Below are 25,001 nucleotides of genomic sequence, written 5' to 3'. Positions count from 1 at the left end.
TGAGCCCCCGTACGGCCGTGAGCCCCCGTACGCCCGTCGGGGCCGGCCGGCCGTGCACGCTGGTCGTCTGCCGGGGCTGTTGCTGCGGCGATCCGCGCAAGCACCCCGGCACCGACCACCAAGGGCAGCTCGACCGGCTGCGCGCCGCGGCCGCTGGCTCCGGCGGGCGGCCGGCCGTCCGTACGACGGACTGCCTCGGCCCCTGCGGCCAGGCCAACGTCGTCGTGGTCCAGCCCTCCGCGGCCGGCCGCGCGCGGGGCGGCCGAGCGACCTGGATCGGCTGGGCCAACGACGACAACTGCACGGACGACCTGCTCCGCTGGGCCGCCGCCGGCGGACCGGGTCTCGCCGAGCCACCGGCCACGCTGGAGCTGCAGTTCATCCGCCCACCGGCCGAAGCCCGGGCGCGGGCCCGCGGGCCGAGGTCGCGGAGGGGCGGCAAGCGGGAGCCGTAGGGACGCCGGCGGGAGCCGTAGCGACGGCTGGCGAGAGCCGTACGGCAGCAGGGCCATCTCGTGGGCGTTCTTGATGGCGCGGGCGATCTGCCGCTGCTGCCGGCGCGTCACTCAGGTCACCCGACGGCTGCGGATCTTGCCCCGGTCGGAGATGTTCACCAGGGGCGCCTCGCCACTGCCGAGCAGACCTCCGGCGGTCCGGTCAGACGGCGTGGTGGGCCAGCGCCGCGTGCGGGTCGGCCATGCCCGGCGCGGGGGCGGGGTCGGCGTGGACCAGGGCGGCGGTGAGCCTCGGCACCGCGTGCAGCAGGGCGTGTTCGGCCTCGACCGCCACCTGGTGCGCCTCGCGTACGGTGAGCGTGCCGTCGACCACGACCGCGACCTCGGCGCGCAGCCGGTGCCCGATCCAGCGCAGCCGCAGCTCGCCGACCTCGCGTACGCCCGCGACGTCCCGCAGCGCGGCTTCGGCTCCCTCCACCAGGGCGGGGTCGACGGCGTCCATCACCCGCCGGAACACCTCACGGCAGGCGTCCCGCAGCACCAGCAGGAGCGCGGCGGTGATGAGCAGGCCCACGACCGGGTCGGCGAGCCGCCAGCCCAGGGCCGCGCCGCCCGCGCCGAACAGCACGGCGAGCGAGGTGAAGCCGTCGGTACGGGCGTGCAGCCCGTCCGCGACCAGGGCCGCCGAGCCGATCGCGCGGCCGACGCGGATGCGGTAGCGGGCCACCCACTCGTTGCCGAGGAAGCCGACGACGGCGGCAGCGGCGACGGCGGGCAGGGCGCTGACCTCCCGGGGGTGCAGCAGCCGGTCGACGGCGGTCCAGGCGGCGAATCCGGCGGACGCCGTGATGGTGAGCACGATGACGATCCCGGCCAGATCCTCGGCCCGCCCGTAGCCGTAGGTGAAACGACGGTTGGCCGCCCGGCGGCCGAGGACGAACGCGACCCCGAGCGGCAGCGCGGTCAGCGCGTCGGCGGCGTTGTGGACGGTGTCGCCGAGCAGCGCCACCGACCCGGACACCACCACGACCACCGCCTGCGCCACGGCCGTCACCCCGAGCACGGCGAGGGAGGTCCACAGCGCGCGCATGCCCTGGGTGGAGGACTCCAGCGCGGAGTCGACCTTGTCCGCCGCCTCATGGGAATGCGGTCTGGCCAGATGCCCGAGCCGGTGCCGCCAGGTCGTGGGGTGGTGGTGTGCGTGCGCGTGGGGGTGTCCCTGCTGGTGGCTCACGAAAACCGCCTTTCGGCCCTTGGACACCGCGCGTGCCCACGCCCCATTATGTGCTTATGAGCGCACGCATGCATCTATCAGATGCGCATGGTTCGCAGCCGCAACCTCCGGGCGGCGCGGCCCGGTTCTCCGCGGCTGCCGGTGTCTTCTCGCTGCTCTCCGACCCGACGCGGCTGTATCTGCTCTGGTCCCTCGCCCAGGGCGAGGCCGACGTCAACACGCTCGCCACGGCCAGCGGCGCCGCCCGCCCCGCCGTGAGTCAGCATCTGGCCAAACTCCGCCTCGCCGGACTGGTCGAGGTCCGCAAGGACGGCCGCCGCTCGATCTACACCTTGCGCGAGGGCCCCCTCCGCCGTCTGGTCATCGAGGCCCTCCGCCACGCCGGCCATCCGGGGGCGGGGGCTTGAGGTGTCCCCGCCGGACGCGGCGGCGGACACGGTGGCGCTTCCCCCGCCCGACTGCGCTACTGACAGCGACGTCCAGGCGTACGGCGGCGGCACCGCCGGTGGCGTCGGCCTCGGTGCCGGGAGCGCGGCGCGGCCGGATCACCCCGGAGCGCGAGGCCGAGCTGCCGGGCGTCGCCCCGCGCCCGGTCCGCCGCCGGCTCATGCCCGCGCCCGGAGTTCCACCTGACGGTCTGTCCGGCGCTCTTCCTGGCGGTCGGTCCGGCGCAGCGCAGCCTGAAGGTCGGACCGAAGGTCGGGCTGACGGTCCGCCCGCAGCGCCGCCACCTCGTCCGCCTGACGGTCCCTGGTGCTCCACAGCCACCTGATGTCGCGGCCGAAGGACCAGCTGAGCAGGGTCAGCGCCAGCAGGGCCGTCGCGAAGGCCGCCGCGTACGGGAGGATGCCGGAGCCGACGACGAGCAGCAGGATCCCCTGGAGCGCGGCCACCGTCTTACGGGCCCGGCTCGGGGGCAGCGAGCCGCGCAGCCACGGCAGGAACCGGGCCGCCGCGACAAAGGCGTAGCGCATGCCGCCGATCAGCAGCACCCACGGTCCGAGCGCGGTGGCGACGTAGACGCTGAGCACCAGGATGAGGACCGCGTCGACCTCCATGTCGAAGCGCGCGCCCAGGGAGGACGACGTTCCGGTGCGGCGGGCGACCTGGCCGTCGACCGCGTCCAGGATCAGGGCGACCGCGGTGAGGGCGACCAGGACCGTGACCGGGGGCGGGCTCTCGAAGGAGTCGGCGACCAGCGCGGTCACCCCGCCGACGAGGGTCGCCCTGGCCAGGGTGACGCGGTTGGCCGCCCCGAAGGAGTGCAGCCAGGTCCGGGACAGTGCCCGGGTGAGCACCGCCCAGGTGGCGATCGCGAAGGCCAGGCCGGTCAGCCAGCCCACGGGGCCCAGGCCGATCGCCGTGCCGAGCAGGGCCAGCAGCAGAATCTGCGCGCCCGCGCCCACGGCGGTCTCATGGAGCAACACTCTGGTGTTGTACGTATTGTTCAGGGCCACCGTGCACCCTCCGGCTGTGTGGCGGAGTGGATGGGGGCCGCGTACCGTGTTCGCGGCTTCATGGTGATCGGTACGTGAACCGCCGCTCGATTGTTCAGCCCGATGTCCGGCAGATCGTTCGGCGGTGTGGTGCAACCCGATGTCCAGCCCGTGTACCCAGCCCGATGATTCCGCTCGATCCTTCAGGAGGACGCCGATGACGCGCGCCGCCCGCGCCTTCTGGCTCCGCTCCCCCGGCCATGGCGAGATACGCGAAGTCGCCCTGCCCGACCCCGGCCCCGACGATGTCGTGGTGCGCACGCTCTGCTCCGGGGTGAGTCGCGGTACGGAGACCCTGGTCTTCCGGGGCGGGGTACCGGAGAGCCAGCACAGCGCGATGCGCGCGCCGTTCCAGGACGGCGAGTTCCCCGGGCCCGTCAAGTACGGGTATCTCAACGTCGGTCTGGTCGAGGAGGGGCCGTCGGCCCTGGTCGGCCGTACGGTCTTCAGTCTCTACCCGCATCAGACCCGCTATGTGGTCCCGGCGAGCGCGGTGACCCCGGTGCCGGATGCGGTGCCCGCTTCCCGGGCCGTGCTGGCCGGGACGGTGGAGACCGCGGTGAACGCGGCGTGGGATGCGGCGCCGCTGCTCGGCGACCGGATCGCCGTGGTGGGGGCCGGGATGGTGGGCGCCAGTGTCGCCGCCGTCCTCGCCCGCTTTCCCGCCGTACGGGTGCAACTGGTCGACGCGCAACCGGCGCGCGCCAATATCGCCCGGGCGCTCGGCGTGGACTTCGCGCTCCCCGAGGACGCCGCCGGCGACTGCGATCTCGTCGTGCACGCCAGCGCCACCGAGGCGGGGCTCGCGCGCTCGCTGGAGCTCCTGGCCCCGGAGGGCACCGTTCTCGAACTGAGCTGGTACGGGGACCGGCGGATCAGTCTGCCGCTCGGGGAGGCCTTCCACTCCCGCCGGCTGACGGTGCGCAGCAGCCAGGTGGGGACGGTGTCCCCGGCCCGGGGCTCCCGGCGGAGCTACGCCGACCGGCTGGCGCTCGCGCTCGAACTGCTCGCCGACCCCGCCTTCGACGCGCTGGTCACCGGCGAATGCGCCTTCGAGGAGCTGCCCGAGGTGCTGCCGAGGCTGTCCTCCGGCGAACTTCCGGGGCTGTGCCACCGCGTGGTGTACGGCCCGGAATTTGTCGCCACATCGGTCTGAACACGGGGAACACGGCGGCCGTACTACAGGCCGGGCCCCGGCAGAGGGGGGCCTGACGCGCCGCACCGGGAGGGTCATCCGTTGTTCAGCATCACCGTCCGCGACCACATCATGATCGCTCACAGCTTCCGCGGCGAGGTCTTCGGACCCGCGCAGCGGCTGCACGGGGCGACGTTCCTCGTGGACGCCACCTTCCGCCGTACCGAGCTGGACGACGACAACATCGTCGTCGACATCGGACTGGCCACCCGTGAGCTCGGCGAGGTGGTCGGCGCGCTCAGTTACCGCAATCTCGACGACGAACCCGACTTCAAGGGCGTCAACACCTCCACCGAGTTCCTGGCCAAGGTCGTCGCCGACCGGCTCGCCGACCGGGTGCGCTCGGGGGCGCTGGGCGAGGGCGCCCGTGGTCTGGCCGGGATCACGGTCACCCTGCGTGAATCGCATATCGCGTGGGCGAGTTACGAGCGTGTCCTATGAGCCGCGCCGACATGCCCGCGGTGCACTTCGTGATGCCCGGCGGCGTGGACGACCCGGCCGCGCCGAGCGGTGGCAACGTCTACGACCGCCGGATCTGCCGGGAGCTGCCCGGGGCCGGCTGGCAGGTCCATGAGCACGCGATCGCGGGCGGCTGGCCCCAGCCGGGACCGGCCGCCCGCGCCGAACTGGCGCGGCTGCTCTCGGAGCTGGCGGACGGCTCCGTCGTCCTCCTCGACGGGCTCGTGGCCTGCGGGCTCCCCTACGTCATCGTCCCCCAGGCCGAACGGCTGCGGCTGGCGGTGCTGGTGCATCTGCCGCTGGGCGACGAGACCGGGCTCGCCCCCGGCCGGGCGGCGGATCTGGAGGCGCTGGAGGGCAGGACCCTGCGCTCGGTGCGGGCGGTCGTGGCGACCAGCGACTGGGCGGCCCGGCGGCTCGTGGACCGGCACCGGCTCGCCCGCGGCCGGGTCCATGTCGCCGCCCCCGGCGCCGATATCGCGCCCCTCGCCACCGGCAGCGACGATGGCTCACGGCTGCTGTGCGTCGCCTCGGTGACCCCGCGCAAGGCGCAGCACCGGCTGGCGGAGGCCCTCGCGGACGTCGCCGACCTGCCCTGGGAGTGCGACTGCGTCGGGGGGCTCGGCCAGGACCCCGGCTATGTCGCCCGGCTGCGGGAGCTGACCGAGAAGTACGGCATCGGCGACCGGCTGCGCCTCGCCGGCCCGCGGACCGGCGCCGAGCTGGACGCGAGCTACGCCGCCGCCGACCTCATGGTGCTCACCTCGTACGCCGAGACCTACGGCATGGCCGTGACCGAGGCGCTGGCGCGCGGCATCCCGGTGCTGGCGACGGCCGTCGGCGGCGTCCCGGAGGCCGTCGGGCACGCGCCCGACGGGAGCGTGCCGGGCCTGCTCGTCGCCCCGGACGACCCGGGGGCGCTCACGGCGGCGCTGCGCCGCTGGCTCGGCGAACCCGGCACCCGCCACCGGCTGACGGCCGCCGCCCGTGAGCGGCGCGCCGCGCTGGCCGGGTGGGAGACGACCACCGAACATCTGGCCGGTGCGCTGGAACAGCTGCGACAAGAGCCCCGGAGGGCCGCGTGAAGACGACCGACGTACCGCGTTACACCCCCGACTGGCTGGAGCTGCGGGAGGGCGCCGACGCGGCCGCCCGCGCCGCCGAACTCCTCGAACCGCTGCGTGCCCGCCTGACGGACCCGCCGCTGGTGGTGCACGACCTCGGCTGCGGCACCGGCTCGATGGGGCGCTGGCTCGCGCCCCGGCTGAGCCACGGCCCGCAGCTGTGGATCCTGCACGACCGCGACCCCGACCTGCTCGACCGGGCCGCCGTGCGGACGCCCCGTACGGCCGCCGACGGCAGCCGTATTACGGTCGCCACCTCCCGTGGCGACCTCGCCCGGCTGACCGCGGACACCCTCGCCGACGCCTCGCTGGTGACGGCCTCCGCCCTGCTGGACGTGCTCACCCCCGAGGAGGTGGACGGCATCGCCGCGGCCTGCGCCGGGGCCGGATGCCCGGCGCTGCTGGCGCTCTCGGTGGCCGGGCGGGCCGACCTCACCCCGGCCGATCCGCTGGACGCCGAGATCGCCGACGCGTTCAACGCCCATCAGCGGCGCGGCGGTCTGCTGGGGCCCGACGCCATCACGGTGGCCTCCGAGGCCTTCGCACGGTACGGCGCGACCGTACGGACGCACGCCAGCCCCTGGCTGCTGGGCCCCGAGGACTCCGCGCTGACCGCCGAGTGGCTACGGGGCTGGGTCGGCGCGGCGGTCGAGCAGCGGCCGGACCTCGCACCGCGCGCCGAGGCGTATCTGCACCGCCGTCTGGCGGAGTGCGCGGCGGGCGCGTTGCGGGTGGTGGTGCACCACACCGATCTGCTGGCGCTGCCCGCGCCCCTGCCGATGGGAGCGGCGGCGTGAGCGCGGCGGTCCGGGCGCGCCTCGGGGCGCTCGCCGGATCGGCCATCCTCGCCGTACTGCTGTGGCGGCTGGGCACCGGAGCCTTCCTGGACGGCGTGCGCAGGATCGACGGCGTCACCCTGCTGGCCGCGCTCGGAATCGGGCTGCTGACCACGGTGTTCAGCGCCTGGCGCTGGTGCCTGGTGGCGCGCGGCCTGCGGATCCGGCTGCCGCTCGGCCCGGCCGTCGCCGACTACTACCGCTCGCTGTTCCTCAACGCGGCGCTGCCCGGCGGCGTCCTCGGCGATGTGCACCGCGCGGTACGGCACGGGCGGAGCGCCGGGGACGTCGGCCGGGGTGTGCGCGCGGTCGTCCTCGAACGGGTCGCGGGCCAGGTGGTCCTGATCGCGGTGGGCGTGGCGCTCCTGTTCGCCCGGCCCTCTGTGGCCCTGGAGCAGACCCGTCACCTCGCCCACCGCGTCACCGCGACACCGGGCGCCGTGCCCGTGCTCGCCGCGGTGTGCGGTCTGGCGCTGGCCTTCGCCGTGGGGCGGCGGCTGCGCGGCGCGCCCGGCACCTCGCGGTGGCACCGCGCGGTGCGCTCCGCGCTGGGCGAGGCGCGCCGCGGGCTGCTGGCCCGGGGCAGCTGGCCCGGGGTGGCGGTCTCGTCCGTCGCGGTACTCGCCGGACACCTCGGGATGTTCCTGCTCGCCGCGCGGGCCGCGGGGTCAACCGCTCCGGTGACCGAGCTGGTGCCCCTGATGGTGCTGGCCCTGATCGCCATGGCGCTGCCGCTCAACGTCGGCGGCTGGGGCCCCCGGGAGGGCGTCACCGCCTGGGCGTTCGGCGCCGCGGGCCTGGGCGCCGGCCAGGGGCTGACCGTCGCCGTGGTGTACGGGGTGCTCACGTTCGCCGCGAGCCTGCCCGGTATCGGGGTGCTCGTCGGCCAGGGGTTCGCCCGGTGGCGGCGTCGTGAGGTCGAGTTCGAAGAGGGTGTCCTCGCCGAGGACGGCGCGGCGCACGGGCGGCCGGAGCGCGTCGCGCATCACCGGCGTACCGGCGAAGCGCAGCCCCGGGATGCCGTCGCCGAGCAGGACCGGCGCGACGGTGACGTAGAGCCGGTGCAGCGCGCCCTCGTGCAGAAAGCGCGACACGGTGACGCCGCCGCCCTCGACCAGGATCCGGCCGAGGCCGCGCCGCGCGAGCGTGCACACCAGGTTCCCCGGGGCAAAGGCGGCCCGGTCCGCAAGCGTCAGCACCTCCACCCCGTCCGGAGCCGGCTGCCCGCGCTCGCTGTCCGCGCCCACCACCCACAGGGTCGGCGCTGAGCCGTCGGTGAACACGCGATGTGTCAGCGGGACCCGGCCGTGCGGATCGAGGATGACGCGCACCGGGTGCGCTCCCGAGCAGGCGCGCACCGTCAGTTGGGGATTGTCCGCGACGGCGGTGCCCGCCCCGACGACCACCGCGTCGGCCAGGGCGCGAAGACGGTGCAGATGGCGGCGGTCCTCCTCGCCGGTGACATAGTCGGCGTCACCGGTCCGGGTCGCGATGAAACCGTCCAGGCTCTGTCCGAGCTGCGCGAAGGCCAAGCGCGGACCGGCGAGGCACACCGGCAGATAGCGGTCGGCGAGCAGCCGCGCCTCGGGCGAGGCGGGACCCGCCCACCGCCATCCGCCGTCCGCCCCCTTGACCAGACCGGCGGCCCCGGCATCCGCCTCGGACCGGACGGCGCGCAGCCGCTCCCATGCCAGGTCCGACTCCAGCACACTCATCGCTCCTCCTCCGCACCGACCACGGAAAGGTACTCCGCGAATGCGTCCACAAGCCCGGCCAGCAGTTCTTTTCCCTTTACGGCGGAGGCCCTTGAGGGGCGGCCGATGACACCGGACTCGGTGTAGGCCGGCATACCGAGGGTGAGCAGATGCTTCCGGTCGTCGGCGGTCCAGTCGGAGGTTTCCTGACCGGGCCGGACGAGTTCCGGATGAGCATGCAGCAGGATGGCCGTCTCCACTTCGCCCGCGTGCATATCGCTGTGCGACGGAGTCACCACCCCGGCCCGCTTCCGTGCCGCGTCCCAGTCCGCCGAACCCGGGAAAAGCGCCATGCGGATGCCGCTGTCCGCGGATTCCTGAACGACGTTCCGCAGGACGTAATTTCCGCCGTGCCCGTTCACCAGAATCAGGGCGCGGATACCGGAGCGGCGGAGCGAGTCGGCGATGTCCCGGACGACGGCGTAGAGGGTCGCCGCGGAAATCGAGACGGTCCCCGGCCAGGCAGCGTGCTCATGAGAACAGGAGATCGTCAGCGGAGGGAGCGGAAGCACCGGATACGCGGCGGCGACCTCGCGGGCTATCGCACAGGCGATGACCGTGTCGGTCACCATCGGGAGAAATGCACCGTGTTGTTCGAAACTGCCGATGGGCAGGACGGCGACCTCGGGCCGTGCGGCCCGTATGTCCTCCGTCGTCTCCACCGGCAGCAGGTCACCAACCTGGTGCCGCGTTTCCGAACTGCTCATGTTTTTCGGGCCCTTCGTACGTGTAGCGAGCAGCGGATTGCTGCTTCTATTGTATTTTTCCTTACCCCGGCAGGGGTTTGCCAGATAGGATTGGGTCTCATGACAGAAAGTGATGGCGTGTTCGACGCTGCTGAACGTCCCTCGGGTGTCGAGCGAGTGGTGAAGGTCAAGCTGTCCACCGTGCACGGCGATTTTCTCGCTTTCGGCTACCTGGACCGCGACCGCGGTGAGGAACAAATGGCGCTGGTATACGGCGACGTCCAGGGTGAAGGAGCGCTTACCCGGGTGCATTCGGAGTGCCTGACCGGAGACGCGTTCGGCTCCAAGCACTGCGAGTGCGGCGATCAGCTCTCCGCCGCGCTGGGATACATCGCCGCCGAAGGGCGAGGCATCCTCGTCTACCTCCGGGGCCACGAAGGCCGCGGCATCGGACTGCTGGCCAAACTCCAGGCGATGAAGCTTCAGTTGGAGGGGCTCGACACGGTCGAGGCGAATCTCGCCCTCGGCCTCCCGGCCGACGCACGGGACTACCGGGTGGCGGCGGAGATCCTGCACGACCTCGATGTGCGCTCCATACGGCTGCTGTCGAACAACCCCCGTAAGCGGGAGGCGCTGCTGCGCCACGGCATCACCATCACCGAGCAGGTGCCGCTGCTGATGCCGCCGCACAAGGAGAACCTCTCCTACCTGCTCACCAAGCGGGACCGCATGGACCACTACCTGCCCCATCTGGAGGCCGTGGTCAACCGGTCCTAAGACGCCACGGTGGCCCCGAGGACGGCCGGCAGCGGCGGTCGCGCTGCACGAGTCGTCATGCCGTGCGCACCTCCTCGATCCGTACGGCGCGGCGCTCGCGCAGCGACAGCGTGCAGGCCTCGGCGATCCAGCCCGCCTCCAGGGCGTCCTCGACCGTACACGGCGAGGACCGCAGCCCGGCCACGACCTCGGTGAACGCGATGAGTTCGGCGCGGTAGGCGACGGCGAAGCGGTCCATGAAGAAGTGGTGCGGGGCGGCGGCGGGGAAGGCGGTGCCGGGCTCGACGGAGCGCAGCGGAAGCCGGTCCTCCAGGCCGACGGCGATGCTGTCCTTGAAGCCGTGCAGCTCCATGCGCACGTCGTAACCGCGGGCGTTGTGGCGGCTGTTGGAGACCAGGGCGAGGGTCTTGTCGTCGAGGGTGAGGAGCGCGGCGGTGGTGTCGGCGTCGCCCGCGGCGGCGATGTACTTCGCGCCGCGGTTGCTGCCGGTGACGTAGACCTCGGTGACCTCGCGGCCGGTGACCCAGCGGATGATGTCGAAGTCATGGACCGAGCAGTCGCGGAAGATGCCGCCGGAGGCCGTGATGTACGCGGGCGGGGGCGGCTCCGGGTCGAGCGTGGTGGACCGCACGGTGTGCAGCAGCCCCAGCTCACCCCGGGCGACGGCGGCGCGGGCGGCGGCGAATCCGGGGTCGAAGCGGCGGTTGTAGCCGATCTGGATCGGCACGCCGCTGTCCTTGACGGCGTCGCGCACCTCGACGCCCTCCTTCATGGTGCGGGCGACGGGCTTCTCGCAGAAGACCGGCACGCCCGCCCGGACGGCGGCGAGGACGAGCCCGGGGTGCGCGTCGGTCGCGGCGGCGATCACCACCCCGTCGACCCCGGCGGCCAGCACCGCCTCGGGCGAGTCCACCGCCGTGGCGCCCAGCCGCCCGGCGACGGCGGCCGTGTCGGGAGACGGATCGGTGACGACGAGCGATTCCACGGCTTCCAGCCCGGCCAGGGTCTCGGCGTGAAACGCGCCGATCCGGCCCAGACCCATGATCCCGATACGCATTGCGTGTGCTCCTTGGAGGGGGTTGGTGGTGCCGCACGGACGTGCGCTGCCCCGGGGCGGGCGTCGCGGGTCCGGGACGGTCGCGAAGAGACGGGTGCGGTGTTCCTTACCGGCCGAGCCGCTAGTCGAGTCCGCCGACGACGTTCTGGTCCCAGTCGATGACCGAGCCCGTGACGACGCCGCTGCGGTCGGAGAGCAACAGGACGACGATGCCGGCGATCTCCTCGGGCCGGCCGAGTCCGCCCATCGGCAGTCGGCGGGCGGCCTGTTCCCGCCAGTCGTCGCCCGCGCCGTGGAAGGCGCGCTGGGTGGCGTCCTCCCCCTCCGTGGCGGTCCAGCCGATGTTCAGGCCGTTGATCCGGATGCGGTCCCAGCGGTGGGCGTGGGCGGCGTTGCGGGTCAGCCCGGCGAGTCCGGCCTTGGCGGTGGAGTACGGCGCCAGATGGGGCGGGCCGCCGTGGGCGCAGTTGGAGATGATGTTGACGATCGTGCCGGGCGCATTCCGCGCCACCATGTCGGCGACCGCCGCCTGCATGGCGAAGAACGGCGCACGCACATTGATGGCCATATGCGCGTCGAACAGCTCGGGCGTGGTGTCCAGCAGCGTGCCGCGCGAGGTGAGCCCGGCCGAGTTGACCAGGCAGTCGATCCGGCCGTGGGCCGCCACCACCTGTTCCACCACGGCCTTCGCCTGCCCGGCGTCGGCCAGATCGGCCCGGAGGAAGGCGGCCTGGCTGCCTGCGGCGGTCAGTTCGGCCACCAGCGCCTCGCCGGGCTCGGGGCGCCGACCGCTGACGGCCACCACGGCGCCCTCGCGGGCGGCGGCGCGCGCGACGGCGGCGCCGACGCCCTGACTGCCCCCGTTGACCAGCAGCACCTTGTCGTCCAGAAGTCCCATGATGTGTCCCTTTCCTTCAGGCGCGGCGGCGGTCAGAGGCGGCCCGCAGGGCGTCGCGGAGCGCCTCGGGCGTCCAGTCCTCGGCGAGGGCGCGGCGGACCGTGTCGGCCTGGGACGGCGGGGCGAGCCCGTCGGCCGGCGGGTCGAGATCGAGGTTGGTCGGGAAGGGGTAGCCCTCGGCGCAGGCCGCGACCGCGGTCTCCAGCCACTCCTGGTTCGCGCCCTCCGCCTTGCGGCGCCGCAGCACCGGATAGACCGCGCCCACCATGGCCTCGCGGTCCACGGTCTCCATGGCGCGGCCGAAGGCGGAGGAGATCTGGAGGAGGTTGGCCATGCGCTTGATGTCCGTGGAGCGGTTGGTGCCGGCGGCGTGGAAGAGGGCCGGGTTGAAGAACGCGGCGTCGCCCTTGGCGAGCGGCAGCTGGATGTGGTGGGCCTCGAAGTACGCCTGGAACGCGGGCAGCCGCCAGGCGAGATAGCCGGGCTCGAACTTCTGGGAGTGCGGCAGATACATCGTCGGGCCGGACTCCACGGGCATATCGCAGTGGGCGACCGCGCCCTGGAGGGTGAGCACCGGCGAGAGGCGGTGGACGTGCGCGGGGTATCCGGCCGCGATCTCGCCCGGCAGGAAGCCGAGGTGGTAGTCGCGGTGCACGGTCTGCGCCGCGCCGCCCGGGTTGACGACGTTGATCTGCGAGGTGATCTGGTGGCCGGGGCCGAGCCAGGCGGCACAGACCAGGGCGAGGATGTCATTGGCGTAGTAGTCGGCGAACGCCTCAGGATCGCGGACGGCCATCTTCTGCAGAGCGTTCCACACCCGGTCGTTGGCGCCCGGCGCGGCGAAGTGGTCACCCGCCGACGCACCGGCCGCGCGCTGATCGGCGATCAGGGCGTCGAACGCCTCGGTCGCCCGGTCCACGACCGCCGGATCCGGGAAGGCGCGCCGCAGGACGACGATCCCGGGGCCGTCGCTGAGGGCGCGGACCAGTTCGGCCTGGACGTCGCGGCGGCCGGCCGGGGTGGCGGCGGCGGTGCGCAGGCGCGCGCTGTCGTAGACGAGTACGCCGCGCTCCACACCGGAGGCGTGGGGGTGGTCGGCCGGGTCGGTGGCCCGCTCGACCAGGGCCCGGAAGGCGTCGAGGTCGCAGTCCTCCTCGGACAGCCAGGTCCGGGCTGCGTCGGTGGTGAGGGACATGAGGCCGTCCTTTCGAGGGGGTGCGGCGCCGGAGTGGTGTCATTCTGGTGAACCACCACCCCCTCAAGCAATCGCCGGTCAGCCATCAAAAACCCCTCAAGGAGGCGTGCCGTGCCCCACCCCTTCCCGCTCAGGGAGATCGCCCGCCAGGCCGGGCTGAGCGAGGCCACCGTCGACCGGGTCATGAACCACCGCGGCGGGGTGCGGGAGAGCACCGCGCGCGAGGTGCACCAGGCCATCACCGATCTGCACCGGCAGCGGGACCAGGTCCGGCTCGGCGGCCGCACCTTCATGATCGACATCGTGATGCAGGCGCCGGCGCGGTTCTCCACGGCGGTGCGGTGCGCCCTGGAGGCCGAGCTGCCCTCGCTGCACCCGGCCGTGATGCGCTCACGCTTCCACTTCCGCGAGACCGGTCCGGTCGGCGAGCTGATCGCCACCTTGGACCGCATCGTCACCAAGCGGCAGTCCCAGGGCGTGATCCTCAAGGCTCCCGACGTCCCCGAGGTCACCGCCGCCGTCGCCCGCCTCACCGCCGCCGGGATACCCGTCGTCACGCTGGTGACGGATCTGCCGACCAGTGGGCGCATCGCGTACGTCGGCATCGACAACCGGGCGGCCGGGGCCACTGCCGCGTATCTCATCGGGCAGTGGCTCGGCGACCGCCCCGGCCATGTGCTCACCAGCCTGAGCAGCGGCTTCTTCCGGGGCGAGGAGGAGCGCGAGATGGGCTTCCGCAGTGCGATGCGGGCGCTGCGGCCGCAGCGGACGGTGGTCGACATCGCCGAGGGCGACGGGCTGGACGCGACGCAGCGGGACCTCGCCCTCGACGCCCTGGCGCGCGATCCGCAGATCCGGGCGGTCTACTCGATCGGCGGCGGGAACATCGCCACGCTGGAGGCGTTCGAGGCCCTCGGCCGCGAGTGCGCGGTCTTCATCGCGCACGACCTCGACGGGGACAACACGCGGCTGCTGAGGGAGGGGCGGCTGTCGGCGGTGCTGCACCACGATCTGCGGCAGGACATGCGGAGGGCGTGCCAGATCGTGATGCGGGCGCAGGGTGCGTTGCCGGGCTGGGGCGGGGGTGTGCCGCCGTCCCCCATCCAGGTGGTGACGCCGTACAACATGCCGGTGACCGGCTGAGGCACCGACGCCCCCTCAACCCTTCTCACGTGGGCCTCGCAGACCGCGAGGGCGGCGGCCATGATGGAGAGTTGGGGGTTGACCTCCGGGCAGCTGGGCAGCACCGAGCCGTCGGCGATCAGCACTCCCCCGGCACCCCGCAGCCGTCCCGCGCCGTCGGCGGGCGAGCGGTGCGGATCGGCGCCGGCGGTGGCCGTGCCTCGCGCCGCCGTCCCGGTACAGCTCGGCGAACCGGCCGAGCGGGGTGCGCTGCCCGAAGGAGGCCGTGGAGTGGTGGTGGCCCTCCTCCAGGACGACGACGCGCAGCCCGGCGCGGGCGAGGGTGCGCGCCGCGATGGCGCCGCCGGCGCCGGATCCGATGACGACCGCGTCGGCGGTGGAGCGGGCCGGCCACTCTCCGTGCAGTCGAGTGGTGGGTCGTCGGGCGGCGGTGTAGCGGGCGCGGGCGGCCGGGAGGATCTGGGCCGCGGGGAGCAGGGGCGGCGCCAGGACCAGCGGGGGAAGGTGTAGAGCGGAATCAAAGGGCATGACGGGCGTCAAGGGGCGAGCCGAGCGCCGCCGGACGGGCGATCAGCGCACATCTGTCCGAGAATGGTCAGTGCCGCGTGACAGGCCGCGGACGTGCCGTGTGACGTTCCGAAGGACAACGATCAAGGACAGGGACCATGGACCTGGAGATCACGCTCCGGGTGGACGGGACCGAGCACCGGCTCACCGTCGACACCCGTACGACGCTGCTGGACGCGCTGCGCGAGCGGCTGGGGAACACCAGCCCCAAGAAGGGCTGTGACCACGGCCAGTGCGGCGCCTGCACCCTGCTGCTCGACGGGCGCCGCGCCCTCAGCTGTCTCGCGCTGGCCGTGGCCCACCAGGGCGCGGACATCGTCACGGCGGCGGGGCTCGCCGACGGCGAGCTGCACCCGCTGCAGCGGTCGTTCATCGCCCATGACGCCTTCCAGTGCGGCTACTGCACCCCCGGCCAGATCGTCTCGGCCGCCGGAATGCTGCACGAGGCACAGGAGGGCTGGCCGAGCGCCGTGAGCAAGGATCCGAACGCCGCCGATGTGGTGCTCGACGACGAGGAGATCGCCGAGCGGATGAGCGGCAATCTGTGCCGCTGCGCCGCGTACGCCAATATCGTCCCCGCCATCGCGGAGGTGGCACACCGATGAGGCCCTTCCGCTACGAGCGCGCCGACAATGTGTCAGCGGCCGTGACCGCCCTGGCCGAGGAGCCGGGGGCGGCCTATCTGGCCGGGGGGACCAATCTGGTGGATCTGATGCGGCTGGAGGTGGCGACCCCTCAGGTGCTGATCGACGTCCGCCGCCTCACCTCCGACCGGATCGAGGAGCTGCCGGACGGCGGCCTGCGGATCGGCGCGGCGGTACCCAACAGCGATCTGGCCGCCGACCGCAGGGTCCGGCGGCGCTATCCGGTGCTGTCCCAGGCACTGCTCTCGGGCGCCTCCGGTCAGCTGCGCAACCTCGCCACCACCGGCGGGAATCTGCTCCAGCGCACCCGCTGCGCGTACTTCCAGAACCTCACCACCCCGTGCAACAAGCGCCAACCGGGCTCGGGCTGCTCGGCGATGGAGGGCTACCAGCGCGATCTGGCGATCCTCGGCGCCTCCCCCGCCTGCGTGGCCACGCACCCCTCCGACATGGCGGTCGCGCTGGCCGCGCTCGACGCGGTCGTCTCCGTGCGCGGGCCGGACGGGGAGCGGCGGATCACGCTGACCGAACTGCACCGGCTGCCGGGCGACACCCCGGAGCGCGACACCGTGCTGCGCCGCGGCGAGCTGATCACGGGCGTCGATCTGCCGCCCCCGCACGTCGCCGTGAACTCCCGCTACCGCAAGGTGCGCGACCGCGCGTCGTACGCGTTCGCGCTGGTCTCGGTCGCCGCCGCGCTGGAGGTCGCCGACGGCTCCGTACGGGACGTACGCATCGCGCTGGGCGGGGTGGCGCACAAGCCGTGGCGGGCGGCCACGGCCGAGGCGGCGCTGCGCGGCGGGCCCGCGACGACGGCGAGCTTCCGCGACGCCGCCGCGGCCGAACTGGCCCAGGCGGATCCGCTGCCGGGCAACGCGTTCAAGGTCCCGCTCGCCCGCAACACGATCGTCAGCACGCTGCGCGAGCTGCTGGAGGAGGCGCGATGAGCGACGTCAGAGCCCGCCCCCGTGCCATCGGCACCCCGATGGACCGGGTCGACGGCGCGCAGAAGGTCACCGGCACGGCCACCTACGCCTACGAATGGCCCCTCGACCGCCCGGTCTATCTGCATCCGCTCCAGTCCACGATCGCCGCCGGGCGCGTCACCGGCGTGGACACGTCCGCGGCGGAGGCCGAGCCGGGGGTGCTGGCCGTGCTCACCCATCTCAACGCCCCCTCGCTGACCCGGCCCGACGATCCGGAGCTGGCGGTACTGCAGTCCGACGAGGTCGCGTGGCGCGGCCAGTTCATCGGCGCGGTGGTCGCCGAATCCCTGGAGACCGCCCGCTACGCGGCGGGGCTCGTCCGGTTCGAGTACGCGCAGCGGCCGCACGATGTGGCGCTGCGGTCCGACCGCGACGACCTCTACAGCCCGGTGCACGCGGCCGCGTTCGGCCAGGGCGGCGGAGAGCTCCAGGACGGCTCGCCCGCCGACAGCGTGCTGGGGGACGCCGATACGGCGATGGCCCTGGCGACGGTCACCCTGGACGCGACGTACTCCACGCCGATGTACCACAACAACCCGATGGAGCCGCACACCGCCGTCGTCACCTGGGCCGACGGCGAGCTGACGGTCCGCTGCTCCACCCAGGGCGTGACCTGGAGCCGGGATCTGATCGCCGGGGTGCTGGGCCTGGAACCCCGGCGGGTCCGGGTGATCTCCCCGCATGTCGGGGGCGCCTTCGGCTCGAAGGTCTATCCCCAGTCGTATGCCGTCCTCGCCGCGATGGCCGCCCGGACCGTGAAGCGGCCGGTCAAGTTCACGCTCACCCGCCAGCAGATGTTCGCGCTCGTCGGCTACCGCCCCGCCTCCATCCAGCGGATCCGGCTCGGCGCCGACGGCAAGGGCAGGCTCACCGCGATCGCCCACGACGTGGTCGAGCAGACCGCCAAGGCCAAGGGGTACGCGGAGCAGGTCGCCGTCTCCACCCGGGTGATGTACGCCGCGCCGCACCGGCGCACCACCCACCGGCTGGCCCCGCTGGATGTCCCGGTGCCGACCATCATGCGGGCGCCGGGCGAGGCACAGGGCATGTTCGCGCTGGAGTCGGCGGTGGACGAGATGGCGCTCGCCTGCGGTCTCGACCCCGTGGAGTTCCGGATCCGCAATGAGCCCGAGGTCCACCCCGAGTCCGGACTGCCCTTCTCCAGCCGCCATCTGGTGGACTGTCTGCGCGAGGGCGCCCGCCGGGCCGGCTGGGAGCGACGCGACCCCACCCCCCGCGCGCCCCATGACGGCCGGTGGCTGATCGGGACCGGGGTGGCCGCCTCGACGTATCCCTCGCCCCGCTTCCCGGGGAACACCGCGACGATCCGGATGGGGCCGGACGGGCACTGTACGGTGCTGATCGCCGCCGCCGACATGGGCACCGGCACCTGGACCGCGCTCACCCAGATCGCCGCGGACGCGCTGGGCGTGCCCGTCGAGCGGGTGGAGCTGCGCATCGGGGACACGGCGCTGCCGCCCGCGTCGGTCGCCGGGTTCTCGTCCGGCATCACCAGCTGGGGCAGCTCGGTCTCCGAGACGGCCGCCCGGCTGCGCGCGCTCCTGGAGTCCGACTTCGGCGGCACGGTGCCGCCGGACGGCCTGGAGGTCACCGCCGACATGCCCGGCAACCCCGACGCCGAGCACTATGCGATGCACAGCTTCGGCGCCCAGTTCGCCGAGGTGCGGGTGGACGAGGACACCGGCGAGATCCGGGTGGTGCGGCTGCTCGGCATGTTCGACGTGGGGCAGGTCATCAACCCCAAGACGGCGCGCTCGCAGCTGATCGGCGGGATGACGCAGGGGATCTCGATGGCCCTGCACGAACACAGCGTGCTCGACCAGCGGTTCGGCCATGTGGTCAACCAGGACTTCGCCCAGTACCACATCGCCGCCAACGCCGATGTGCACGCGATCGAGGCCCACTGGCTGGACGAGACGGACCCGCACACCAATGTGATGGGCTCCAAGGGCCTGGGCGAGGTCTGCATCGTCGGCACGGCCGCGGCCGTCGCCAACGCCGTGCACCACGCGACCGGGGTCCGGGTCCGCGATCTGCCCATCACCCTCGACAAGCTGGTGGCTTAGATGGTGTCTCCGTGGTCCGCGTGGATCAGCCCGCGATGTCCGGTGCCGTGTGGCGCGAGGCGGAGGGTCGTCCTCGTCGCAAGCCTGCTCGGGCGATCCCGGCAACGCGGCGAGGTACGGCCCGCCGCGGCAGCGGCCGCTCGTCCCCGCAGCGGAGCCGCTGCTCGTGACGCCCGCGACTCCGCCGCGGGCACAGCGGCATCGCCGGCCCGCGCGGGCCGCGGAGACGGGGCCTAGCCGTGTCCCGGCCGCCGATCCTTGTCACCGGCGCCGCCGGGAGCGTCGGGGCGGTGGGCCGGAGCGTCGTCGAGGAGCTGCGACGGCGCGAACTGCCGGTGCGCGCCATGGTCCACCGCGAGGACGAACGGGCGGCAGGCCTGCGCGCCACGGGCGCGGAGGTCGTCGTCGGCGATCTGACCCGCGCCCCGGATGTCGCCCGCGCGCTGGACGGGTGCGGGCGGATGTATTTCGGCATGAGCGTGTCGCCCCACTATCTGGAGGCGACGGTGACGACGGCGGCGGTCGCCCGCGAATACGCGCGGCTGGACGCGTTCGTCAATATGTCGCAGATGACGGTCTCCCAAATGGACCTCACCAGTACGTCCGAATCGAATCAGCACCGGCAGCAATGGCTGGGCGAACAGGTCCTCGACTGGTCCGGGCTGCCCGTCACCCACATCAGGCCCACCGTCTTCATGGAGAATCCGCTCTTCGAGATCTTCGCCTATTCCTCGATCGCGGAAGAGGGCACGATCCGGCTGCCGTTCGGCTCCGGGCGCACCTCTCCGGTCGCCGCGCGGGATGTCGCCGCGGTGACGGCGGAGATCCTGACGGACCCCGCCTCGCATATCGGAAAGACCTACCATCTGACCGGCCGGACCTCCCGCGATATGACCGCCATGGCCGCGGAGTTCGCCGACGTGCTGAACCGGCCCGTCAGTTATGTGGACGTCTCCTACGAGGCATGGATCGCCCATGAATTGAGCGCGCTGGGCCTTCCCGCCCATCTTTCCGACCACCTCGCCACCATGGCGCGTCTCCACGCGGAAAACCGCTACGATCGCGCGACGGACGACATCGAGACGATCACCGGAAGGCCCGCGACCGGTGTCCGGGAGTTCGTCCAGGACCATTCCGAACTGTTCGCGACGTGAGAACGGGACCGCGGTGCGTGTACTGCTGGGCATCATCGGTGCCGTCATCGTGCTGGGGATCTTCGCCTCGGTGCTGCGCACGCTGGTGATTCCCCGGCCGACCCGCACCGGATTCACCGGGCTCGTCCAGCGGCTGGTCCGTCGGCCGTTCCGGTTCACGGCCGACCAGCTGCGGAGCACCGAGGCCAAGGACCGGGTGCTGGCCCCGGTGGCGCCGGTGTCCATCGTCATCACACTGATCGGCTGGCTGGCGTCCTTCATGATCGGCTACGCACTGCTCCTGGCCGCGGTGAGCGGAATCGGCATCCGGGACGCGCTGTACGAGGCCGGCTCCTCGCTCTTGACCCTCGGCTTCGCCACCAGCCGCCGGGCCACGCTCACCGCCGTCGACTTCTGCGCCGCGGCCACCGGGCCCATCGTGGTGGGCCTGCAGGTCGGTTACCTGCCCACCCTGTACAACGCGTATCAGCGCCGGGAGACCGAGGTCACCCTGTTGCACACCCGGGCGGGCAGCCCGCCCTGGGGCCCGCAGATCCTGGCCCGCTACGCGCAGGTCAAGCTGCTGGACGACATCGACGAGCTGTTCCGCGGCTGGGAGCGGTGGAGCGCCGCGGTCAGCGAGAGCCACACCACGTATCCGATCCTGGTCCACTTCCGCTCCCCCAAGGCCAACCGCAACTGGCTGATCGCCCTGCTGGCCGTGCTGGACGCGGCGGCGCTGCGGCTGGCGTTCAACCCCTCCCAACCACGGGCCCAGGTGCGGCTGGCGCTGCGGGCGGGCTTCATCTGTCTGCGCGATATCGCCGACATCCGCAATATCCCGTACAACGCCGACCCCAGCCCGGACGGTCCGCTGCGCCTCGAGTACGCGGACTTTCTGGTGGGCGTGGAGCGGATGCGCGAGCAGGGCTATCCGATGGAGCGCACCCCGGAGGAGGCCTGGCCGCAATTCCGCGGCTGGCGGGTGAACTACGAGGAGCTCGCCTACCGGCTGGCCCAGGACATCGACGCCGTCCCGGCCCCCTGGTCCGGCCCCCGCCGCACCGCCCTGGTCATCAGCGTCCCCCTCACCCCGGTCGACCGCCGCCCGGTCGGCTAGCCCATCCTTTTCATCACCCCGAAAGGGGTACCCAGCCCCATGGGCATGCACGAGGCCCCCGCCGAGCGGCTGCGCATGATCGTCGAGGCGGGTGACCGGCTGCGGGGCACCGAGCTGCTGGGATTCGCGCTCGACCACGCGGTGACCGAGTCCGGCGGCCTCGGCGGCATGGTGCATCTGCGCGGCCCCGGCGCCCCGGGGGGCTGCTGCTGACGGCGGCCCACGGGCTGATCCGTACCGTCGCGCGGGACTGGGCGGAGGTCGAGCCGGCCGGCGCCACGGCCCCGGCCCGCGCGGTGGCCCTGGGCGTACCGGTGTGGGCGCCCGCCCGGGCGGGCGATCGGAGACGGACGAGGGCGGGCGCGGGCTGCAGCTGGTCTCCGCCCTCTCCCAGCGCTGGGGTACGCGCTACACCTCGGCCGGCAAGTGCGTCTGGACCGAACAGCAGGTCCCCTGAGGGGCCTCAGTTGGGGGTGCCGGCGGGGCGGATCTCGTCGAGATGGCTCTCGACCCAGTCGCGCAGCTGCCCCAGCGGCCCGGCGACGCCGCGCCCCAGATCGGTCAGCGCGTACTCGACATGCGGCGGGACGGCCGGGTAGACGGTGCGGTCCACGAAACCGCCGTCCTCCAGCCGGCGCAGCGTCTGGGTGAGGACCTTCGGGCTGACGCCCTGCAGCCGCCGCTGGAGCACCCCGAACCGCCGCGGGCCGTCCTCCATGGCGCCGATCGCCAGCGCCGACCACTTGTTGCCGAGCAGATCGAGCACCTCGCGGCAGGGACACTGGGCGGCGTAGACATCGTGCTGGTCATGGCGGCCCGAGGCACAGCTCACGGTCATGAGGAAGTCCTTCGGCGCGTCGCTGACGTGGACACTTCCCCGAAGGTAGCAGTATCCCTTGCGGGTAACCAGGGGCTAGCGCCTAGCTTCGAAGTGTTCGTACCGCCGGCCCGGGCCCGGGCCGTGAACCTCAGGAGGACCCGTGTCCGCGTCACCTTCCATGAAGGCCATCAGCCAGGACGAGTTCGGCGGTCCGGAGGTGCTGCACCCGGTGCGGCGGGAGCGGCCGCAACCGCTGCCCACCGAGGTGCTGGTGCGCGTCGTCGCCGCGGGGGTGAACCCGGTGGACGCCAAGACCCGGGCCGGCGGGGGCATGGCCGGGGTGCTGGGCGAGCCGCCGTTCGTCCTGGGCTGGGACGTCTGCGGCATCGTCGAGGAGACCGGTTTCGGGGTGCATACGCTCGCTCCGGGGGACGAGGTCTACGGCATGCCGTGGTTCCCGCGCGAAGCGGGCGGCTACGCCGAGTACGTCACCGCCCCGTCCCGGCAGTTCGCCCCCAAGCCCGTGCGGCTGAACCATGAGCAGGCCGCCGCCGTACCGCTCGCCGCGCTGACCGCGTGGCAGGTGCTGACCGACGCCGCCGGTGTCCGGCGCGGCCAGCGGGTGCTGATCCACGCCGCGGCCGGCGGGGTCGGCCACTTCGCCGTCCAGTTCGCCCGGCATCTGGGCGCCCATGTCATCGGCACCGCGCGGGCCACCAAGCACGACTGGCTGCGCAAGCTGGGCGCCGACGAACTGGTCGACTACACCGCCGTACGGTTCGAGGAGGCGGTGCGCGATGTCGATGTGGTCGTCGATCTGGTCGGGGACGAGGTCGAGCACACCAGCACCCGTTCGCTGGACACGCTGCGCCCCGGCGGCCTGCTCGTGGCGGTGCCCTCGGGCGTCTCCCCCGAGCTGCTGGAGCTCGCCAAGGCCCGGGGGCTGCGCGCCACGGCCTTTCTGGTGGAGCCGGACGGGCACGCGCTCGCCCGGATCGGCGGGCTCTTCGACGCCGGTGAGGTCGTCGTCGAGGTCGAGGACGTGCTGCCGCTGGAGCGGGCGGCGGACGCACACCGGCGGCTCCAGGAGCACCGCACCCGCGGCAAGCTGGTGCTGCGCGTCACGGACTGAGGCGCCGTACCGCCGCTACGTCAGCCCGGGGCGGCGGCGCGCCCCGCCGCGCATGGCCTCAACCGGCCCAGACGCCGCCGCCCGCGGCCGTCTCCCGTGCTGATGTCCGTACTACGGGACTACGGGCCTGGTACTCCCGGCCGGAGGCCCACGCCCCGGCCGCGTACCGGGCGCTGGGCGAGCCGGTGGTGGGCCGCGCGCTGCGGCTGTTGCAGAACAACCCTGCCCATCCGTGGACGGTGGCGGGGCTCGCCGCGAAGACCGGCGTCTCCGGTGCGGCGCCGACCCGCCGCTTCACCGAGCTGGTGGGCGAGCCGCCCATGGTGTATCTGACCGGCTGGCGGCCGGCGCTCGCCGCCGATCTGCTGCGGGAGCGGGAGGCGACGCTCGGGGCGGTGGCCCGGCGGGTCGGATACGGCAGAGCCTTCGCACTCAGCGCCGCCTTCAAGCGCGAACGGGGCGTCAGCCCGCGGAAGCACCGCGCTCTCCACGCTCACCCCGCTCCCCGCGCCGGGACGTCCGGAGAGTGACCGGCGGGACACGCAGACAGCCGTCCGGCCCGCAGGTGGCGGTGCCATCACCCACCCACTCAACCCCCCACCTCACCCACGGACCGTCACCCCGCGGGAGCACCCCGCTCCCCGCGCCGGGACGTCCGGAGAGTGACCGGCGGGACACACAGACAGCCGTCCGGCCCGCAAGTGGCGGCGCCATCACCCACCCACTCAACCCCCACCTCACCCACGGACCGTCACCCCGCGGGAGCACCCCGCTCCCCGCGCCGGGACGTCCGGAGGGTGACGGGCGGGACACGCAGACAGCCGTCCGGCCCGCAGGTGGCGGTGCGGTCGTACAGGTCCATCAGACGGCGGGCGCTGCGGGCGATGTCATAGCGGTCGACGGCATCCGGCACCGGGAACCGCTGGGGGCCCGCGACGGTGTGCCGGCGCAGCGCGTCGGCGAGGGCGGCCGCGCCGGGGCCGACGCGGCGAGCGCCGGGGGCCGCGCCGGCGGGCAGTTCGTCGAGGGCGGGGCAGACGGCGTGCAGCACCGGAAGCCCGGCCGCGAGCGCCTCCAGCGCGGCGAGGCCGAACGCCTCCTCGGACGACGGGGAGACCAGCACATCCATGGCGGCCAGCAGCCCTGGCAGCCCCGCGGGCCGGTCGTCGGCCTGCGCCACCGCCCCGTCGCGCTCCCCCAGCAGCCGGACCCGGTCGGCCACCCCGAGCCAGGCCGCCAGATCCTCCAGAGCGGACCGCTCGGGCCCCTCGCCGACCAGCAGCAGCCGGGCCTCGGGGACCTCGGCGACGGCCCGCAGCGCCACATCGAACCGCTTGCCCGCCGCCAGCCGGCCGACCCCGCCCACCACGAAGGCGTGGTCGGGGATGCCGAGCCGGGCGCGGGCGGCGGCGCGGGCGGCCGGTTCGAAGTGGAAGTGGCGGGCGTCGATGCCGTTGGGCACCAGATGGATGCGGTGGTTGGGCACGCCCCAGTCGCGCAGCCGGTCGGCGACCGCGGCCGAGACGGCGACGGTCGCCGAGCCCAGGCGCTCGGCGGCGAGATAGCGGGCGCGGGTGGCGCCGGTGAGCGGACGGCCGTCGATCCGCCGCTCGCCCAGGGTGTGTTCGGTGGCGATGACCGCGCGGACGCCCGCCAGCCGGGCGGCGATCCGGCCGTAGACGCAGGCCCGGTAGAGATGGGTGTGCACCAGGTCGTAGCCGCCGGACCGGATGATCCGCACCAGCCGGGGCAGCGCGGCGAGCTGCCGGTCGCCCCCGCCCATGGGCAGATGGGTGACGGGAATGCCGTCCGCGCGGATGCCATGGGCGGTCGCGCCGGGGCCCGTGAGGGCGACGACGTCGCAGCGCAAGGGCAAGTGGCGCAGCAACAGCCTCAGTTGCTGTTCGGCGCCACCCGCTCCGAGGCGGGAGATGATGTGCAGGACTCTCATCGGGCGACCGCGCCCCATCCTCCGTATTCGGCGGACTTCCATCGCGTCCGACCCTGCCAGAGGGCGGGATGTAAATCACGTAAGACGCGCGCCGATGGGCCGTCGGAGTGGACATCTTTCGCGCAGTCAACAGGGCGCGCCGAAAATCCGATTTGCACGGTCACGCCCCATGGGATTGTTACCTTCTCATCTCGCGCGATGACCTGAAGAATATGGTCCGTACGGGTCATCGGAGCGCGATATTCGGTTCCA

At 73.3% G+C, this 25,001-nt stretch carries 24 protein-coding genes and 6 pseudogenes; 18 read left to right on the top strand and 12 right to left on the bottom strand.

What is annotated here, in order from left to right; genetic code table 11:
• Positions 1-17: 17 nt before the first annotated feature.
• The gene (locus ABZS71_RS16795; protein WP_356210778.1) at positions 18-455 is read left to right on the top strand and encodes a (2Fe-2S) ferredoxin domain-containing protein; all 438 of its coding nucleotides are present in this window, start codon (positions 18-20) and stop codon (positions 453-455) included.
• Positions 456-485: 30 nt separating this feature from the next.
• Here the strand turns inward: ABZS71_RS16795 and rpsR are convergent.
• Together rpsR and ABZS71_RS16785 are read right to left on the bottom strand one after the other, a co-directional pair.
• Positions 486-608 (bottom strand): annotated as a pseudogene (rpsR, locus tag ABZS71_RS16790) (30S ribosomal protein S18); the annotation flags it as partial.
• 49 nt (positions 609-657) lie between these two features.
• Positions 658-1,689, bottom strand: coding sequence for a cation diffusion facilitator family transporter (locus ABZS71_RS16785; protein WP_356210775.1), 1,032 nt, complete (start codon positions 1,687-1,689; stop codon positions 658-660).
• A 56-nt stretch (positions 1,690-1,745) separates the two neighbouring features.
• On the opposite strand from ABZS71_RS16785, the gene ABZS71_RS16780 reads away from it, so the two are divergent.
• The gene (locus tag ABZS71_RS16780; protein ID WP_356210773.1) at positions 1,746-2,096 is read left to right on the top strand and encodes a metalloregulator ArsR/SmtB family transcription factor; all 351 of its coding nucleotides are present in this window, start codon (positions 1,746-1,748) and stop codon (positions 2,094-2,096) included.
• A 198-nt stretch (positions 2,097-2,294) separates the two neighbouring features.
• On the opposite strand, the gene ABZS71_RS16775 is transcribed toward ABZS71_RS16780, so the two are convergent.
• Positions 2,295-3,146: a CDP-alcohol phosphatidyltransferase family protein gene (locus tag ABZS71_RS16775; protein ID WP_356210770.1), complete on the bottom strand. Its 852-nt coding sequence runs from the start codon at positions 3,144-3,146 to the stop codon at positions 2,295-2,297.
• Positions 3,147-3,342: 196 nt separating this feature from the next.
• Between ABZS71_RS16775 and ABZS71_RS16770 the strand changes: the two genes are divergently transcribed.
• The 5 genes and pseudogenes from ABZS71_RS16770 to ABZS71_RS16750 all read left to right on the top strand — a co-directional run.
• Complete coding sequence (locus ABZS71_RS16770) at positions 3,343-4,341, top strand: zinc-binding alcohol dehydrogenase (protein ID WP_356210767.1); 999 nt, start codon at positions 3,343-3,345, stop codon at positions 4,339-4,341.
• Positions 4,342-4,422: 81 nt separating this feature from the next.
• On the top strand, positions 4,423-4,821 hold the full coding sequence (locus tag ABZS71_RS16765) for a 6-carboxytetrahydropterin synthase (RefSeq protein WP_356210764.1): 399 nt from the start codon (positions 4,423-4,425) through the stop codon (positions 4,819-4,821).
• On the top strand, positions 4,818-5,924 hold the full coding sequence (locus tag ABZS71_RS16760; RefSeq protein WP_356210761.1) for a glycosyltransferase family 4 protein: 1,107 nt from the start codon (positions 4,818-4,820) through the stop codon (positions 5,922-5,924). Before ABZS71_RS16765 ends, ABZS71_RS16760 begins: the two co-directional genes overlap by 4 nt.
• Positions 5,921-6,760: a class I SAM-dependent methyltransferase gene (locus ABZS71_RS16755; RefSeq protein ID WP_355844274.1), complete on the top strand. Its 840-nt coding sequence runs from the start codon at positions 5,921-5,923 to the stop codon at positions 6,758-6,760. The genes ABZS71_RS16760 and ABZS71_RS16755 overlap by 4 nt, the downstream gene beginning before the upstream one ends.
• Positions 6,757-7,689, top strand: a pseudogene (locus tag ABZS71_RS16750) (lysylphosphatidylglycerol synthase transmembrane domain-containing protein); the annotation flags it as partial. The gene ABZS71_RS16755 and the pseudogene ABZS71_RS16750, both read left to right, overlap by 4 nt.
• Positions 7,690-7,881: 192 nt before the next feature.
• On the opposite strand, the pseudogene ABZS71_RS16745 reads toward ABZS71_RS16750, so the two are convergent.
• Positions 7,882-8,514 (bottom strand): annotated as a pseudogene (locus ABZS71_RS16745) (RibD family protein); the annotation flags it as partial.
• Positions 8,511-9,260 (bottom strand): creatininase family protein, encoded by a 750-nt coding sequence (locus tag ABZS71_RS16740; protein ID WP_355844277.1) that lies wholly within the window; start codon positions 9,258-9,260, stop codon positions 8,511-8,513. The gene ABZS71_RS16740 and the pseudogene ABZS71_RS16745, both read right to left, overlap by 4 nt.
• A 99-nt stretch (positions 9,261-9,359) precedes the next feature.
• On the opposite strand from ABZS71_RS16740, the gene ribA reads away from it, so the two are divergent.
• The gene (gene ribA / locus ABZS71_RS16735; RefSeq protein ID WP_355844280.1) at positions 9,360-10,016 is read left to right on the top strand and encodes a GTP cyclohydrolase II; all 657 of its coding nucleotides are present in this window, start codon (positions 9,360-9,362) and stop codon (positions 10,014-10,016) included.
• A 55-nt stretch (positions 10,017-10,071) separates the two neighbouring features.
• Here ribA and ABZS71_RS16730 read toward each other — a convergent pair whose 3' ends face one another.
• The 3 genes from ABZS71_RS16730 to ABZS71_RS16720 all read right to left on the bottom strand — a co-directional run bounded on the left by ABZS71_RS16730 (position 10,072) and on the right by ABZS71_RS16720 (position 13,166).
• Complete coding sequence (locus ABZS71_RS16730) at positions 10,072-11,073, bottom strand: Gfo/Idh/MocA family oxidoreductase (RefSeq protein WP_356210759.1); 1,002 nt, start codon at positions 11,071-11,073, stop codon at positions 10,072-10,074.
• A gap of 121 nt (positions 11,074-11,194) precedes the next feature.
• On the bottom strand, positions 11,195-11,971 hold the full coding sequence (locus ABZS71_RS16725; RefSeq protein ID WP_355844286.1) for an SDR family oxidoreductase: 777 nt from the start codon (positions 11,969-11,971) through the stop codon (positions 11,195-11,197).
• Between the two features lie 16 nt (positions 11,972-11,987).
• The gene (locus ABZS71_RS16720) at positions 11,988-13,166 is read right to left on the bottom strand and encodes a phytanoyl-CoA dioxygenase family protein (protein ID WP_356210757.1); all 1,179 of its coding nucleotides are present in this window, start codon (positions 13,164-13,166) and stop codon (positions 11,988-11,990) included.
• Between the two features lie 111 nt (positions 13,167-13,277).
• Here ABZS71_RS16720 and ABZS71_RS16715 point away from each other — a divergent pair, with 111 nt between their 5' ends.
• On the top strand, positions 13,278-14,309 hold the full coding sequence (locus ABZS71_RS16715; RefSeq protein ID WP_356210754.1) for a LacI family DNA-binding transcriptional regulator: 1,032 nt from the start codon (positions 13,278-13,280) through the stop codon (positions 14,307-14,309).
• 107 nt (positions 14,310-14,416) lie between these two features.
• Here ABZS71_RS16715 and ABZS71_RS16710 read toward each other — a convergent pair.
• Positions 14,417-14,467 (bottom strand): annotated as a pseudogene (locus ABZS71_RS16710) (hypothetical protein); the annotation flags it as partial.
• A 7-nt stretch (positions 14,468-14,474) separates the two neighbouring features.
• Positions 14,475-14,837, bottom strand: a pseudogene (locus tag ABZS71_RS16705) (FAD-binding protein); the annotation flags it as partial.
• Between the two features lie 137 nt (positions 14,838-14,974).
• On the opposite strand from ABZS71_RS16705, the gene ABZS71_RS16700 reads away from it, so the two are divergent.
• The 7 genes from ABZS71_RS16700 (at position 14,975) to ABZS71_RS16670 (ending at position 21,303) form a co-directional block, all read left to right on the top strand.
• Entirely contained in the window at positions 14,975-15,481 is a 507-nt protein-coding gene (locus tag ABZS71_RS16700) for a 2Fe-2S iron-sulfur cluster-binding protein (RefSeq protein WP_356210752.1), read from the top strand.
• The gene (locus ABZS71_RS16695; protein WP_356210749.1) at positions 15,478-16,467 is read left to right on the top strand and encodes a xanthine dehydrogenase family protein subunit M; all 990 of its coding nucleotides are present in this window, start codon (positions 15,478-15,480) and stop codon (positions 16,465-16,467) included. The genes ABZS71_RS16700 and ABZS71_RS16695 overlap by 4 nt, the downstream gene beginning before the upstream one ends.
• Positions 16,464-18,593, top strand: coding sequence for a xanthine dehydrogenase family protein molybdopterin-binding subunit (locus tag ABZS71_RS16690; protein WP_356210747.1), 2,130 nt, complete (start codon positions 16,464-16,466; stop codon positions 18,591-18,593). The genes ABZS71_RS16695 and ABZS71_RS16690 overlap by 4 nt, the downstream gene beginning before the upstream one ends.
• A gap of 239 nt (positions 18,594-18,832) precedes the next feature.
• Positions 18,833-19,747: an NAD(P)H-binding protein gene (locus ABZS71_RS16685; protein ID WP_355844306.1), complete on the top strand. Its 915-nt coding sequence runs from the start codon at positions 18,833-18,835 to the stop codon at positions 19,745-19,747.
• 13 nt (positions 19,748-19,760) lie between these two features.
• Positions 19,761-20,846: a hypothetical protein gene (locus ABZS71_RS16680; protein WP_356210744.1), complete on the top strand. Its 1,086-nt coding sequence runs from the start codon at positions 19,761-19,763 to the stop codon at positions 20,844-20,846.
• 39 nt (positions 20,847-20,885) lie between these two features.
• A complete protein-coding gene (locus ABZS71_RS16675; RefSeq protein WP_356210741.1) occupies positions 20,886-21,059 on the top strand; it encodes a hypothetical protein in 174 nt (57 codons plus the stop codon).
• 103 nt (positions 21,060-21,162) lie between these two features.
• Complete coding sequence (locus tag ABZS71_RS16670; protein ID WP_356210738.1) at positions 21,163-21,303, top strand: ATP-binding protein; 141 nt, start codon at positions 21,163-21,165, stop codon at positions 21,301-21,303.
• 6 nt (positions 21,304-21,309) lie between these two features.
• On the opposite strand, the gene ABZS71_RS16665 is transcribed toward ABZS71_RS16670, so the two are convergent.
• A complete protein-coding gene (locus ABZS71_RS16665; protein ID WP_356210736.1) occupies positions 21,310-21,684 on the bottom strand; it encodes a helix-turn-helix domain-containing protein in 375 nt (124 codons plus the stop codon).
• A 160-nt stretch (positions 21,685-21,844) separates the two neighbouring features.
• Between ABZS71_RS16665 and ABZS71_RS16660 the strand changes: the two genes are divergently transcribed.
• Both ABZS71_RS16660 and ABZS71_RS16655 read left to right on the top strand, forming a co-directional pair.
• Positions 21,845-22,798 carry an NADP-dependent oxidoreductase gene (locus tag ABZS71_RS16660; protein WP_356210876.1) on the top strand — a complete coding sequence of 318 codons (954 nt, stop codon included), beginning with the start codon at positions 21,845-21,847 and terminating at the stop codon, positions 22,796-22,798.
• Positions 22,799-22,917: 119 nt separating this feature from the next.
• Positions 22,918-23,328, top strand: a pseudogene (locus ABZS71_RS16655) (AraC family transcriptional regulator); the annotation flags it as partial.
• Between the two features lie 221 nt (positions 23,329-23,549).
• Here ABZS71_RS16655 and ABZS71_RS16650 read toward each other — a convergent pair.
• A complete protein-coding gene (locus ABZS71_RS16650) occupies positions 23,550-24,749 on the bottom strand; it encodes a glycosyltransferase (RefSeq protein ID WP_356210732.1) in 1,200 nt (399 codons plus the stop codon).
• Positions 24,750-25,001: the final 252 nt, after the last annotated feature.

Origin of the sequence: Streptomyces sp. NPDC005393 (assembly GCF_040606675.1) — a bacterium.
Lineage (GTDB): Bacteria > Actinomycetota > Actinomycetes > Streptomycetales > Streptomycetaceae > Streptomyces.
Note: the sequence above shows the minus strand (reverse complement) of the source record. Positions and strands in the feature narration are given on the sequence as shown.